Here is a 12,750-nt window from a genome sequence, read left to right on the forward strand (position 1 = left end):
GCGATTGACGGGTCCTTAAGCGCGGGCGGCGCAGGGTGTGGCGGTGCGTATCCTCCACATTCTCGACCACAGCCTGCCGCTGCAGAGCGGCTACACGTTCCGCACGCGCGCGATCATGAAGGCGTCGCAGGCGCGGGGGTGGCAGGTGGCAGGCGTCACGGGCGCGCGGCAGCGGACCGGCGCGAGCGGGTGGGAAGAGAGCGATGGCCTATCCTTCTACCGGTCGCCCGGTTCGGCCGGCGGCGAACTGCGCGGGCTCGTCGGGTTCGCTCGCGGAATCGCGGCGGCGGTACGCGCATTCCGGCCGGACGTGCTCCATGCCCACTCGCCCGCGCTCGATGCGCTGGCGGCGTGGCCGGTGGCGGCGCTGCATCGGTTGCCGCTGGTCTACGAGATCAGGGCGTTCTGGGAAGATGCGGCGGTCGGCAACGGCACCGGAGTCGAGGGATCGTGGCGGTATCGCGCGACGCGGGCGCTGGAGAACTGGGCAGTGGCGCGGGCCGACGCGGTGGCGGTGATCTGCGACGGACTGAAGGGCGATCTGCTCGCGCGCGGCGTGGCGGCAGAGAAACTGGTCGTGTCACCCAATGGCGTCGACATGGCACTGTTCGGGACCCCCGCGCCGCGCGATGAAGCCTTGGCCGCGACGCTGGGGCTGAGCGGCGACGTGATCGGGTTCATCGGCAGCTTCTATCCTTATGAAGGACTAGACGATCTGATCGCGGCGATGCCGATGCTGGTCGCGGCACGGCCGGATGCGACGCTGCTGCTGGTCGGCGGCGGCCCGGCGGAGCGCGACTTGCGAGCGCAGGCGGCGGCGTCGCCGGTCGCCGACCGCATCCGCTTCACGGGTCGCATGCCGCACGGCGAGGTGGAGCGCTATTACGGCGTGGTCGACATCCTCGCCTATCCGCGCAAGGCGATGCGGCTGACTGAACTGGTGACGCCGCTGAAGCCGCTGGAGGCGATGGCGCAGGGCCGACTGGTGGCCGCATCCGATGTCGGTGGGCATCGCGAACTGATCCGGGACGGCGAGACCGGCACGCTGTTCCCACCCGGCGACCCGGTGGCTCTGGCAGGCGCGTTGGCGGGGCTGCTCGCCGAGCGGGGCGGGTGGGACGCGCGGCGGGCGCGGGCACGGCAATTCGTTGAAACAGAACGTAACTGGTCGTCAAACATTGCTCGTTACGACCCCGTTTACCAGCGGCTGATCGGTGCCGCGCGTAAGGCGAACCCATGGTCCAGACAGCCCGTTCAGGCGTGATCCCCTCCGTGCCGCTGATTGGTGGTGCGAGCGCCGGCGCGGTCGTGGCGATCGTCTTTGGGCTGTTGCCGACGCACTGGCTGGAGCGCGGGGTCGAGCTGAGCGGCATCGCCGCCGTGCTACCGGTTGCGGCACCACCGCTGGGACTGACCGCGCGCGCCGTGCTGGCGCTGGGTGGCGGGGTCGGGGTGGCGGCGATCGTCTGGGCGGCGCTGTATCTCGTCTTCGGTCCGGGCGCGCCGTTCGCGCGGCGGATATACCGGACGGGCGACGGCCCGGCCGTGCGCCGCGCCGATGCCCATCCCGACGCGCCGCCACGGCGGCCGGTCACGGCGGCGGAGCTGACCGCCGCGACCGTGGAACTGGCGCTGCCGCGCGACCTGGACGTGCCGCTCGCGGCGTTCGATCCGGCCGCGCTGCCCGACGTGCCGCGCACGCCGGCGCGCCCGGTCAAGTCGCTCGCGCCGGCGCTGGCGCCAGGCGAGCGGCTGGAGACATTCGTGCTGACGCCCCCGCCGCCGGTCGTAACGGGCGTGCGCGCCGAGCAGACACCCAGCATCGACGCCTTGCTGCGCCGGCTGGAACAGGGCGCGAGGCGGAGGGTGGTCGCCTAACGCCTCCCCTCTTCACAGGCGCATTACGGCGGTCCCGCCTCCGGCACGACCTGAACGGCGCGGCTGCCGTCTTTATGACGAGGGTAGTGAACCGCAGGAAAGATCAGTCCTGGCCGCTGCGTTCGGTAGCCCGCCCCGTTCCCTTTAGAACACGAGGGAAACAGGCTCACCCGGCCCTCAGTACCCCGCATGCGATCCGACCGCCGCTGTTGCCCGAGGGGTCGGTCATCAGGTCGTCGGCAGACGCGTGGACGACGATCGCGGTGCCGTCCGCGTCGAGCATTCCGCCGATCGTCGCCCCGGCGAGGACGATGCCCAGTGTGCCGCGTCCGTCGGTGCCGACGATCAGGTTGGGCAGGTCGCCGGCATGCGGCCCCTGCGGGTTCATGCTGCCATGCTTGGTGCCCGCCGGGTTCCAGTGCCCACCGGCGCTGGCAAAGTCGGGGGCGACGCACGAGCCGACGGTGTGGAGGTGCGCGCCGTGGGTCCCCGGCAGCATGCCTCGGACATCCAGCGTGACGCGGACGCCGCCCGTCACCTCGCGCGCCGTAGCGCGGCCCACCGGACGGCCGGTCGCGTCCGCCAGCGCCGCCGTCGCGACCCGCCCGCCGGGGAGTACGGCGCCGGTGTCGGCCCGGTGCTCGGCACAGGCGGCGAGGGGCACGAGGGCAAGCAGCAGGAGTGAGGGGCGCATCAGGAGTCTCCGGGTTGATCGGTATGCAGGGGCCAACGCGCGACCGGCTCGTAAGTGGCACCGTCGCGGCCGAGCCTGCTCTGGTAGAGGACGAGGTGGGGCAGGGTGAAGGCGGCGCTGGCGAGCCCCGCCGTGTCGGCGAGCCAGTCTTCGATCTCGGGCGCGCGGCCTGCGCTCGGCGAGAGGCGTGCAAGCGTGATGTGCGGCAGGTAGGCGCGGCGTTCCGGGTCGAGACCGGCGCGGATGCACGCGGCATCGACCTTGCGGTGGAGCCCCGCCAGCGCGTCGTGCGGCGCCACGCCCGCCCACAGTGCGTCGGTGCGCCCGCGCCGCTCGAACCGACCGACGCCCGCCAGCCGCACGGTCGGAGCGGGGGCGTGGACCTGCGCCAGTGCGGCGGCGACGTCCTCTCCCTGCGCGCGTTCGACCGCACCGATGAAGCGCAACGTCAGGTGCAGCTGTTCGTCGTCCTGCCAGCGCGCGTCCGGCACGCCGTCCATGCAGTCGCTCAACTGCACCCGGATCGCGGGCGGCGGACGCAGGGCGACGAACAGGCGCAGGCTCATGGACGTAATCTTTTGTTGCCGCAGAGACGGCGCGTTACAGGGATGACTTGAACCATTTCCGGTTCGGAACGATATTACCGCTATCCGGCATGTCCTGTCACGCCGGGCAAAGGAGTTTCGAATGGCTAACTGGTCTGACCCTCGGTCCGGCGCCGCCCCGTTCACCGGGACCGCGAGCCCGACCCGGACGGCGACGTATGACGCGGGCCTGCGGTCCTATATGCTGTCCGTCTACAACTACATGGCGTCCGGCGTCCTTCTGACGGGCATCATCGCGATGGCCTTCGCGGCCAGCTCGTTCTTCGCGACGCTGTTCAATCCGGTGACCGGCAAGCCGAGCCTGCTCGGCTGGATCGTCACGCTGGCGCCGCTGGGCATCGTCTTCGCGATGAGCTTTGGTCAGCAGCGGATGGCGACGGGCACGCTGAAGGCACTTTACTGGGCCTACGCGGTGCTGATGGGCCTGTCGCTGTCGACGATCTTCGTCGCCTATACCGGCACCTCGATCGCTGGCGCGTTCTTCGCCACGGCGGCAGGTTTTGCGGGCCTGAGCCTGTGGGGCTATACGACCGAGCGTGACCTGTCGCCGATGGGTACCTTCCTGCTCGTCGGGCTGATCGGCCTGCTGGTCGCTAGCCTGCTCGCGATCTGGCTGCCGGGGCTGAACCCCGTCATCTCCATCGTCGGCGTGCTGATCTTCGCGGGTCTGACCGCCTACGACACGCAGCGTATCAAGGGCATGTATGATTATGTCGCCGGGACCGATCAGGTCGGGCGCACCGTGGTGATGTCGGCGCTGAACCTCTACCTCGACTTCATCAACATGTTCCTGTTCGTGTTGCGGCTGTTCGGTAGCTCGCGCAACTAGCCGTCGATCGACGAAACAAGATGGGCTCGGCGGGTGACCGCCGGGCCCATTCGTTTGGGGAAAAAAGGCGTGCGGCTCTCGATCGAAGTCGATCTCCACTATGCGCTGCCCGCGCCCGCCGACGTGCTGTTACAGATCGAGGCAGCAGCGATGGCCGACCAGCGAATCGAGGCGGAGCGGCTGACGATCTGGTCCGACCACCCGGTCCGCGCAGCGACGGGAGAGGACGGCGTTGGCCAACGCTGCTGGGTGCGGGGCATGCACGACGTGCAGGCCGAGTATCGCGCGACCGTGGAGGTTGCGCGCGCGCCGGTGCAGCTGGAGGCGCTGGGCGCGACACCGCCGCGCGAGGTGCCGGCGGGACTTACGGCTTATCTGCTGCCGAGCCGCTATTGCCCCGTCGACAAGCTCTACGGCTTCGTCCAGCGGCGGTTCGCCGGGCTGAGCGGCGGGCGGCTCGCGGCGGCGCTGGCGGCGTGGGTGGAGGCGGAGATCAGCTATCAGGTCGGCTCCTCCGCCGGTGAGACGACGGCGCTCGACACGTTCGGCAACCGCGCGGGCGTGTGCCGGGACTTCGCCCATCTGCTGGTTACACTGGCGCGCGCGGGCGACATCCCCGCTCGTTGCGTGTCCGCCTACGCACCCGGCGTCGACCCGCCCGACTTTCACGCGGTCGCGGAACTGTGGCTCGACGGCGCCTGGCACCTGGTCGACGCGACCGGGATGGCGCGCGCGGACGAGCTGGCGCGGGTCGCGGTCGGGCGCGATGCGATCGATATCGCGTTCATGACGATCTTCGGTCGCGCGGACTTCCTGCGGCAGTCGGTGCGGGTCGCGCGGCTGGCGTAGGAACGAGGTAGCGGGTCGCTCGTTTCGACCGCGACACTTTTGAGGAGCCTCATCATGGACGCCACCGAAGACGCACCCCTCGATACGCTCTCGGTCGCGCCGAACGCCGGCAACCAGGAGCGCGATCCGCGCCAGGATGCCGGGCAGGACGCCTCGATCACCCGCCGATTGGAGCGCGATCCGGAGAGCAAGGAGGCACGGCTCGACAACGCGCTCGACGAATCGATGGACGCCAGCGACCCGCCCGCGTCCACCCAGCCTGTCCACAACACCGGCCCGGCCGCGTCCTCCGGCTATGACGAGGAAGCGGAGAAGAAGTTGCAGCAGGGCGGATAGCGACCGCTGTCACCAAAACGTCGCACCACCAGACATATCCACCAGCCCCGACTCCACTCATCGCAAATCATGTTGCGGTGCGGAATCATCCGTGCCCCTTTGATGACCGCCGGCTGAAGGCGGCGTTCAGCGGTTCGTTAACCATCTGAGCGCATATCTTCCGCCGTTCGTGGCTTCGAAGGACGGGGTGGCGGAATGACGAAGATGAAGCAGGCCGAGGGCGTGATGACGCTGGCCGAGATGAAGGAATTCGCGAGCTTCGGTGCGGCGACGCAACGCTATATCCGGCGCTCGCTCGACATCGGTCTGGACCGCGACGATGCGCTGGAACGCTGGTCGCGCGACGTGGTCGAGGCAGCGTCGATCCGCGCCCAGGCCCGTCACTACCGGGCGCTGCCCGACCTGCGTGAGAGCGTACCGGAGGATAGCGGCCTCGACGCGATCGAGTCGTTCGTGGCGCGGCTGGTGACGCTGACCGCGTTCGACCTGGGGCAGGGGCGGCTCATCAGCTTCGCCGCTTATCGTTTCCTCTACGAACGCCTGATCGGGGCCGAGGCGCGGCCTTGGCTGCCGTCCGCCTTCTGCGCCGCCGCTGCTCTGCCGCACCTGCACCCCGAACTCCGTCGCAAACTACTCCAGTCGATCAGCGAGGCGGCGGCGACCGCGTCGGGCTGGTCGGCGCGGCAGCCGGCGTTCTTTCCCTATTGGGTCGAAAAGGTCGACGCGAGCGGCGCGCTGCCGGTCTGATTATCCGACGAATGCCGATGCGACGGCTGGTTCGCGCATGCATGACACTGGCGTTGATCGGGGCGACGTGCCCTGTCGCGGCGCGGCGGCCGAAAACCCGTCTCGCGGGACCGGCGATGATCGTCATCGCGCCGCTCGTGCCATCGGCCGCCGATCGTGGGTCGGAGGCTTACGCCGATTATGCCGAGTATCTGAACGATGGTGCTTCCCGGCGCCCGGCGGCGCTGAAGCTGATCCGGATGACGCCTGCTCGATGGCGCCGGTCGACGCGCGGAGCGGCCCCGGTGACCGGTTATGCTGTCGTGTTCGTGCGGCGCGGGGGCAGGCGCTGATCTACGACGGCATGCCGCTGGAACCGGAGGTCTACGACGCCGGCGCGCGCTGGGCACTAGGTGTTTAGTCCCGGCATCTGGTGGATCGGGTTGACGATGAACCGGTCTGGCTCTGCCGTCCAGATCTTGGCTAGGTATTCGTAGGGTGTGAGGGCGCTGAGCGTCTTGAGCCGGCGGGCAAAGTTACAGGCGGCCATGAAGTCGGCGAGGTGCGTCCGGAGCTGGTCGTGGCTCTCATGGTGGAAGCGTTTGACGGTGGCTTCCTTGATGGTGCGGTTCATCCGCTCGACCTGACCGTTGGTCCAGGGATGGTTCGGCCTGGTGAGCCGGTGCTCGATGTCGTTCGCCTTGCAGATCATGTCGAAGCGCATCTGACGCGACCAGGCGGTGTTACGGTTGCGCGGCTGCTCGGCGAACTGGATGCCGTTGTCGGTCAGGATCGTGTGGATCCGGTAAGGCACGGCTTCCAGCAGGTGTTCGAGGAACTCCCACGCCGTTCGTCGATCGGCCTTGTCGACCAGCTGGGTGACCGCGAACTTGCTGGTGCGGTCGATGCCGACGAACAGGTAGAGCTTGCCTTCGGCGGTCTGCACCTCGGCGATATCGATGTGGAAGAACCCGATCGGGTAGCGCTTGCAGGATTGCCGCTTCGGCTTGTCGCCCTCGACATCCGGCAACCGTGAGATGCCGTGCCGCTGGAGGCATCGGTGCAGCGGATCGACGGCTGCAATGCATAGAGGCAGTCGTCCAGCGGCAGCAGCGTGTGCCGCCGGAACGCCACGACTGCCGCTTCCTCGGCTTCTGCCAGGGTCGTTGGATGAGGGGCCTTCGGCCCGGTCTTCAGATCCTCGACCGTCGCCCGCTTGCGCCACTTCGCTACCGTCTTCGGGTTGATCCCCAGCTCCCGGCTCAGCGTCGCGAGCGAAGCTTGCGATCGCTGTATTGCTGCTCGGACGGCGTGCGTGGTCGTGGCGCTCCCGTGACGAACCTCTGTCCCATATGGCTTCCTTCCATTCAAACGAAAGGATCGCACCATCAAACCGTGGGATCAAACAACTAGGCGGAAACGCACCGACCGAAACGTCGGGATTGAGGATCGTCGCGCTGCGTCGCCACTAGTGGCACACCCGCCAACCGGTCGCGCCGCGCGCCGCCTGATCCAAATGGAGGTGGTCGCGGTGCGCGGCGTTGTAATCGGGGCTGAGCACGGTCGCATAGACCTTGCAGGCACCGGTGCGGACCTGACGCAGGAACATCGCCTCCGGCCCCTTGCCCGGCCAGTCCGCCAGGATCGTCAGTCGCCGCCCGTCGGCCAAGCGAAAGCCGGCGATATCGATCGCGTTGGCGGTCGCGTGCTCGCTCCACGAGGCGCTGCCCGCGATGCGGCGGCAGTTATAGGTGCCGAGCTGATCGAAGCCGACCACCGAGGTGCCGAGGTAGCGTTGCGCCGCCGGCTGGACGATCGACCACTCCCACATCGCCAGCCCGGCGGCGACCGGACAGGTCAGCGGCGGCGCGTCGGGCACCAGCGTGATGCCGAGCGCACCGCCGTCGGTCAGTTTCATCCCGTCGCCCCAGCCGCACGCCGCGCCTTCCAGGCGTGGCTCCAGCCGGGCGTAGCGGATGCCGGCGCGGTCGAGCAGCGCGCGGCACTCGTCGGGCTTGCGGCCGAGCGCCACCAGCTCGCGGCCGGTGAGCGGGCCGGGCGGCTCCCCCAGATCGAATGGCCGATCGCCGGTGTGCGCCCAGACGATCCAGCCGAGCCCGACCACGACCAGCAGCGCCGTCACGCCGAGCAGGCGACGCAGCCCGCGCATCACTGGCGCCGGACCGCGCCCATCGGCTCGGCGGTGATCGGGTAGCCGAGCCCTTCCGGGATGCAGAGATGCGCGCGGCCGTCGCGCTCCTCCTCGAACGGGGTGATCGTGGTGACGGGGATCGCGTGCGCCTGTGCGGCGGCAGTGTCGAAGCTCGCGAACTGCGCCAGCCGTTCGAGGTTGCGCCGCGTCGGATAGATGATCGTGGCGGTGCCCGCGTCGGCGTCGGCGAGCACCTGCGCGGCGGTCGCCCAGAGCAGGCGGACGTTCTCCGTCCGGTCGACGCTGGCCTCCGGCGCATCGGCGGGCAGCCGGGCGAGATAGAAGCGCGTGTCGAAGATCCGCATCCCGGCATGCTGCGGCAGCCAGCGCGCGAACGGCACCAGCCGGTCGAGGTCGAGCCCGGTCCCGGCGTCGGCGAGCGCGTCGGCGAACGGCGCGCCGGCGTGGAGCGCGCGGCGGAGTTCCGCGAGCATGGCCGGGGAGGGCATCGGGCCGAGGCCGACCGGCAGGCCCGCCTCCTCCACCGTCTCCCGGATCGCGGCGATGCGCGCGGCGATGTCGTCGGGCTCGCCGCCGAACCGCTCCGCCAGCTCGCGGTCGCCGGGGTCGATGCGGCCGCCGGGAAACACCAGCGCCCCGGCGGCGAACGCCATCTGTTTGGCGCGTTCGACCATCAGCAACTCCGGCGCGCCGACACCGGTCTCGCGGAAGATCACCAGCGTTGCGGCGGGGATGGCTTGCTGGATCTCGGACATCGCGTCGGTGTAGCGCGGAACAGCGACAAGTCAGCATCGGATCAAGGCTTGCGGGCGATTGTAACGCCAGCTAAGGGCGACCTTCCTCCGGGGGCGACGCCCTCCGGCCGGGTGTGCGGGGCTGTAGCTCAGATGGGAGAGCGCTGCAATCGCACTGCAGAGGTCAGCGGTTCGATCCCGCTCAGCTCCACCACGCACCCGGTCCAGCCTGCGCTCGTCCCCCATGCCGCAGGCGCTCACTCGCCGGAACCGGTTCGTCGCCGACGCCGCTGAAAAGGCGGAACAATTCCGCGCTTCGCGCCTTGATCGGACGGACCGCGTGACGGCGCACCAACGCCGCGCGCGACCGCAGGATGGCATCAGCCAGGAGGACGAGCATGGCTTACGACCGAGACCCCCGCACGGGCGACCGTGGCGGCTATAACGACCGCAACGACCTGTCCGGCTATGGACGCGACCGCGGCGGCGACGACCGATACGGCGCGTCGACCCAGCGCGGCTATGGCGCCGGCAACGATGGGCGTGACGATGACGGCCGTCGCGACGGGCAGCGCGCGGGTGGCTACGGCGCCGGGGCGCAGAGCGACTGGCGTGGGCAGGACGCCGGTGGCCAGAGCTACGGTCAGCGCGACGTCGCCGGCGGACGCGACTATTATCGTGGTGATAACGGTCAGCGCGAGCAGAGCCAGGGTCAGCGGTACGGCAACGACACCTATCGCCAGCAACGCGGCATCTATGATCGCCAGCCGCAGTCGTACCAGTCCCAGTCCTACCAGTCGCAGTCCAATCGCGGCGACGATGATCGCGGCTTCATGGCGCGGGCGGGCGACGAGGTCCGCTCGTGGTTCGGCGACGAGGATGCGGAGCGCCGCCGTGAGCGTGACGCGCGCGACGACGAACGCGGCAATCAGGGTCGCGACGAGCATTACCATGACTGGCGCAACAAGCAGATCGCCGCGTTCGACCGCGACTATCACGAGTATCGTCAGGAGAATCAGTCCAAGTTCCACAACGAGTTCGCCAGCTTCCGTACCGAGCGGCAGGGTCAGCGCGACCTGCTCGACAAGGTCGAGGAGCATGCCGAGGTGCTCGGTTCGGACGGCGAGCATGTCGGCACGGTGGACAAGGTGCGCGGCGACCGCATCATCCTGACCAAGAGCGACGCGGATGCGGGCGGGCAACACCACTCGATCCCGTCGCGGTGGCTACAGTCGGCCGAGGCCAACCGGATCACGCTGCGAAAGACGGCTGCGGAGGCCAAGGCGCATTGGCGCGACGAGGAGCGCAGCGCCGCGATGTTCGGCCAGGACGAGGGTCGGCAGAGCGAGAACGGTCGGCGTAACGAAAGCGGTGAGTCGACGGGCGGCACCAATCTGAACCGGAGCTTCTCCGGCACCTACTGATCGGAATACCGATCGACCGATGGAGGCCCGGGCGGCGACGCCCGGGCCTTTTTCGTTATGGTCGGATCGCCTTACGGCGTGCCGCTGAACGTGTCGCACTTCGCGGGATCGCCGCTGTCGAGTCCGACCTTGAGCCATTTCATCCGCTGCGCCGAGCTGCCGTGGGTGAAGCTCTCCTGATTGACGTTGCCGCCCGCCTCGCGTTGCAGCGTGTCGTCGCCGATCGCCTGCGCCGCGCGCATCCCCTCCTCGATATCGCCGGGCTCCAGCCGGTCACGGTTCTGCGCCGCCCAGACGCCCGCGTAACAATCGGCCTGCAGTTCGAGGCGGACCGACGCGGCGTTGCCCTCGGTACGGCCGGAGGAACGCTGGATTTGCTGTACTCGTTCGGAGTCGCCGGTGAGCCGCTGGATGTGATGACCGAACTCGTGCGCGACGACGTAATATTGGGCGAAATCGCCCGCGGCGTGAAAGCGGTTGGTCAGCTCGTTGAAGAAGCTGGTGTCGAGGTAGATGCCCTGATCGGTCGGGCAGTAGAACGGTCCCATCGCCGCCTGCGCCGCGCCGCACCCCGACTGGCCGTTCTGGTCGAAGAACTGCAACGACGGTGCCTGGAAACGACCGGGCATCAGCTTTTCCCAGGTATGCTCGGCCGAGCTGAAGGCGTTGCACGCCGCACGCCGGGCGGGGTCGGCGCTGCAGATCTGCGTCGCGTTGCCGCCGCCGGCCGGGGCCGATCGGGTCTGGGGCGCGGTGGTCGAGCCGCCGCCGAGGATGCCGCCTAGCCCGCCGCTGAACACCGCCATCAGGATCAGCACGACGACGATGCCGCCGCAGCCGAACCGGCTGCCGATCAGCGGCAACAGGCCGAACAGCAGGCCGCCGCCGCCACCCCCGCCGCCGAACCCGCCGCCGCGGTTGTCCTGCGAGCCCACGTTGATGTTGGGATCGAAATCGTCGAGGCGCATGGCGGCATCCTGTTTGTGTCGATGGTGGAATAGCCAGGCCTGCCCCCCGGTTGCAACCGGGGGCGTCGACGGCCATGCGCGGACAGCGAAGAGGAGGCTTCATGTTCCTGCAAGGCAAGACGGCGATCGTCACCGGCTCCACCTCCGGCATCGGGCTGGCGATGGCGCGTGCGCTGGCGGGCGAAGGTGCGACGGTCGTGCTCAACGGCTTCGGCGACACCGCCGAGATCGAGGCGGTGCGCGCCGAACTAGACGCGATCTATGACGCCGCCGACATGACCAAGCCCGACGAGATCGCCGCGATGGTCGAGCGGACGGTGGCGGCGACCGGCTCGGTCGACATCGTCGTCAACAATGCCGGCATCCAGCATGTCGCGCCGATCGCCGACTTTCCCGTCGATCGTTACGACGCGATCGTCGCGATCGTGATGTCGTCCGCCTGGCACCTCGCGCGCGCGGCGCTGCCTCACATGCGGCAGCACGGGTGGGGGCGGATCATCAGCACCGGCTCGGCGCACAGCCTGGTCGCGAGCCCCAACAAGTCGGCTTACGTCATGGCGAAGCACGGCCTCGCCGGCATGACCAAGGCGGTGGCGCTGGAGGCGGCGACGGACGGCGTCACCGTCAACATGGTGTCGCCGGGCTATGTCTGGACACCGCTGGTGGAGAACCAGATCCCCGACACGATGCGCGCGCGCGGGCTGACGCGCGAGCAGGTGATGAACGACGTGCTGCTCGCCGCGCAGCCGACCAAGCGCTTCGTCACGCCCGACGAGGTCGCGGCGCTGGTGATTTTCCTGTGCCGCGACGAGGCGCGGTCGATCACCGGTGCGAATCTGTCGGTGGACGGCGGCTGGACCGCCGCCTAGCCGATCGGGGCCGGCAGCGGCGAGACCGGGGCCGGCGCCGTCGGCTGGTCAGCGGTCGGTGCGGGCGCGGCGTCGACCGGCGGCAGCGTCGGGAGGTACTCCTTGCCCGGTCGGTTGATCGCGGTGACACGGCCCTCGTTCGCCTGCTCGACCGCGAGCAGATAGGAGCGCGGCTTCTTCATCAGCTGTGGCAGGTCGAGCCCGCTCAATCCCGCTATCCTTGCCGCTTCCTTGACGAAGTGGATGCAGTTGCGGTTGTTGAGGTTGTAGTGCGCGTCGCCCGTGCCCTCGCTCCACCCGGCGATCAGCGCCAGCACCTGCGCGTACTGTGCGTCGGTGAGGACGACGGAGAACTGCGCGTCGCTGGACGCGATGTAGGGCGGCTTGGCGGGCTCGACCCGGCCGGGCACCGAGCCGAACAGGATGGCGGGGGAGACCGTCTTGGCGGTGAAGCCATAGTCCTGGTTCACCGCCGTCCCGCCCGCGTCGGGTATGCCGCGCAACGTGATGAAGGCGTGGGGAAAGCTGTTGCCGAACTCGTGGCTCCAGAAGGTGATCGTCACCGATGCCTGAGCGGGCAGCGCGGCACCGAGCCAGAGGAGCAGGGCGGCGAGCAGGTGGAACACGCGGGTCATGGGCCGAGCCTACCGCGCCCGTGCGCTCGC

Annotated in this window: 15 protein-coding genes, 1 tRNA gene and 1 pseudogene; 10 read left to right on the forward strand and 7 right to left on the reverse strand. The window is 69.2% G+C overall.

What is annotated here, in order from left to right; translation table 11 throughout:
- Positions 1-43 precede the first annotated feature (43 nt).
- Together ACOFKS_RS14285 and ACOFKS_RS14290 are read left to right on the forward strand one after the other, a co-directional pair.
- Positions 44-1,264 (forward strand): TIGR04063 family PEP-CTERM/XrtA system glycosyltransferase, encoded by a 1,221-nt coding sequence (locus tag ACOFKS_RS14285; protein WP_419809929.1) that lies wholly within the window; start codon positions 44-46, stop codon positions 1,262-1,264.
- Positions 1,237-1,878: a hypothetical protein gene (locus ACOFKS_RS14290; RefSeq protein ID WP_419809930.1), complete on the forward strand. Its 642-nt coding sequence runs from the start codon at positions 1,237-1,239 to the stop codon at positions 1,876-1,878. Before ACOFKS_RS14285 ends, ACOFKS_RS14290 begins: the two co-directional genes overlap by 28 nt.
- Before the next feature lie 166 nt (positions 1,879-2,044).
- On the opposite strand, the gene ACOFKS_RS14295 is transcribed toward ACOFKS_RS14290, so the two are convergent.
- Both ACOFKS_RS14295 and thpR read right to left on the reverse strand, forming a co-directional pair.
- A complete protein-coding gene (locus ACOFKS_RS14295) occupies positions 2,045-2,572 on the reverse strand; it encodes a superoxide dismutase family protein (protein WP_419809931.1) in 528 nt (175 codons plus the stop codon).
- A complete protein-coding gene (gene thpR / locus ACOFKS_RS14300) occupies positions 2,572-3,138 on the reverse strand; it encodes an RNA 2',3'-cyclic phosphodiesterase (RefSeq protein WP_419809932.1) in 567 nt (188 codons plus the stop codon). The genes ACOFKS_RS14295 and thpR overlap by 1 nt, the downstream gene beginning before the upstream one ends.
- A 121-nt stretch (positions 3,139-3,259) precedes the next feature.
- Between thpR and ACOFKS_RS14305 the strand changes: the two genes are divergently transcribed.
- The 5 genes from ACOFKS_RS14305 (at position 3,260) to ACOFKS_RS14325 (ending at position 6,270) form a co-directional block, all read left to right on the forward strand.
- On the forward strand, positions 3,260-4,006 hold the full coding sequence (locus ACOFKS_RS14305; RefSeq protein WP_419809933.1) for a Bax inhibitor-1/YccA family protein: 747 nt from the start codon (positions 3,260-3,262) through the stop codon (positions 4,004-4,006).
- A 69-nt stretch (positions 4,007-4,075) separates the two neighbouring features.
- On the forward strand, positions 4,076-4,855 hold the full coding sequence (locus ACOFKS_RS14310) for a transglutaminase-like domain-containing protein (RefSeq protein ID WP_419809934.1): 780 nt from the start codon (positions 4,076-4,078) through the stop codon (positions 4,853-4,855).
- A gap of 54 nt (positions 4,856-4,909) precedes the next feature.
- Positions 4,910-5,191 (forward strand): hypothetical protein, encoded by a 282-nt coding sequence (locus ACOFKS_RS14315; RefSeq protein WP_419809935.1) that lies wholly within the window; start codon positions 4,910-4,912, stop codon positions 5,189-5,191.
- 204 nt (positions 5,192-5,395) lie between these two features.
- Positions 5,396-5,938, forward strand: a complete 543-nt coding sequence (locus tag ACOFKS_RS14320; protein ID WP_419810171.1) for a hypothetical protein — start codon at positions 5,396-5,398, stop codon at positions 5,936-5,938.
- Positions 5,939-6,054: 116 nt separating this feature from the next.
- Positions 6,055-6,270 carry a hypothetical protein gene (locus ACOFKS_RS14325; protein WP_419809936.1) on the forward strand — a complete coding sequence of 72 codons (216 nt, stop codon included), beginning with the start codon at positions 6,055-6,057 and terminating at the stop codon, positions 6,268-6,270.
- A 56-nt stretch (positions 6,271-6,326) separates the two neighbouring features.
- On the opposite strand, the pseudogene ACOFKS_RS14330 reads toward ACOFKS_RS14325, so the two are convergent.
- The 3 genes and pseudogenes from ACOFKS_RS14330 to ACOFKS_RS14340 form a co-directional block, all read right to left on the reverse strand.
- A pseudogene (locus tag ACOFKS_RS14330) lies at positions 6,327-7,306 on the reverse strand (IS481 family transposase).
- A 79-nt stretch (positions 7,307-7,385) separates the two neighbouring features.
- Positions 7,386-8,087, reverse strand: a complete 702-nt coding sequence (locus ACOFKS_RS14335; RefSeq protein ID WP_419809937.1) for an extensin family protein — start codon at positions 8,085-8,087, stop codon at positions 7,386-7,388.
- Complete coding sequence (locus tag ACOFKS_RS14340) at positions 8,087-8,845, reverse strand: NUDIX hydrolase (protein ID WP_419809938.1); 759 nt, start codon at positions 8,843-8,845, stop codon at positions 8,087-8,089. Before ACOFKS_RS14340 ends, ACOFKS_RS14335 begins: the two co-directional genes overlap by 1 nt.
- 117 nt (positions 8,846-8,962) lie before the next feature.
- On the opposite strand from ACOFKS_RS14340, the gene ACOFKS_RS14345 reads away from it, so the two are divergent.
- Together ACOFKS_RS14345 and ACOFKS_RS14350 are read left to right on the forward strand one after the other, a co-directional pair.
- Positions 8,963-9,038 (forward strand) — tRNA-Ala (locus ACOFKS_RS14345).
- Positions 9,039-9,222: 184 nt separating this feature from the next.
- Positions 9,223-10,248: a DUF2171 domain-containing protein gene (locus ACOFKS_RS14350; RefSeq protein ID WP_419809939.1), complete on the forward strand. Its 1,026-nt coding sequence runs from the start codon at positions 9,223-9,225 to the stop codon at positions 10,246-10,248.
- A gap of 71 nt (positions 10,249-10,319) precedes the next feature.
- Here ACOFKS_RS14350 and ACOFKS_RS14355 read toward each other — a convergent pair whose 3' ends face one another.
- Positions 10,320-11,216 carry a neutral zinc metallopeptidase gene (locus ACOFKS_RS14355; RefSeq protein WP_419809940.1) on the reverse strand — a complete coding sequence of 299 codons (897 nt, stop codon included), beginning with the start codon at positions 11,214-11,216 and terminating at the stop codon, positions 10,320-10,322.
- A 101-nt stretch (positions 11,217-11,317) separates the two neighbouring features.
- Here ACOFKS_RS14355 and ACOFKS_RS14360 point away from each other — a divergent pair, with 101 nt between their 5' ends.
- Positions 11,318-12,085 carry a 3-hydroxybutyrate dehydrogenase gene (locus ACOFKS_RS14360; RefSeq protein ID WP_419809941.1) on the forward strand — a complete coding sequence of 256 codons (768 nt, stop codon included), beginning with the start codon at positions 11,318-11,320 and terminating at the stop codon, positions 12,083-12,085.
- On the opposite strand, the gene ACOFKS_RS14365 is transcribed toward ACOFKS_RS14360, so the two are convergent.
- The gene (locus ACOFKS_RS14365; protein WP_419809942.1) at positions 12,082-12,720 is read right to left on the reverse strand and encodes a hypothetical protein; all 639 of its coding nucleotides are present in this window, start codon (positions 12,718-12,720) and stop codon (positions 12,082-12,084) included. The genes ACOFKS_RS14360 and ACOFKS_RS14365 overlap by 4 nt on opposite strands.
- Positions 12,721-12,750: the final 30 nt, after the last annotated feature.

Origin of the sequence: Sphingomonas sp., assembly GCF_965200135.1 — a bacterium.
Taxonomy (GTDB): domain Bacteria; phylum Pseudomonadota; class Alphaproteobacteria; order Sphingomonadales; family Sphingomonadaceae; genus Sphingomonas.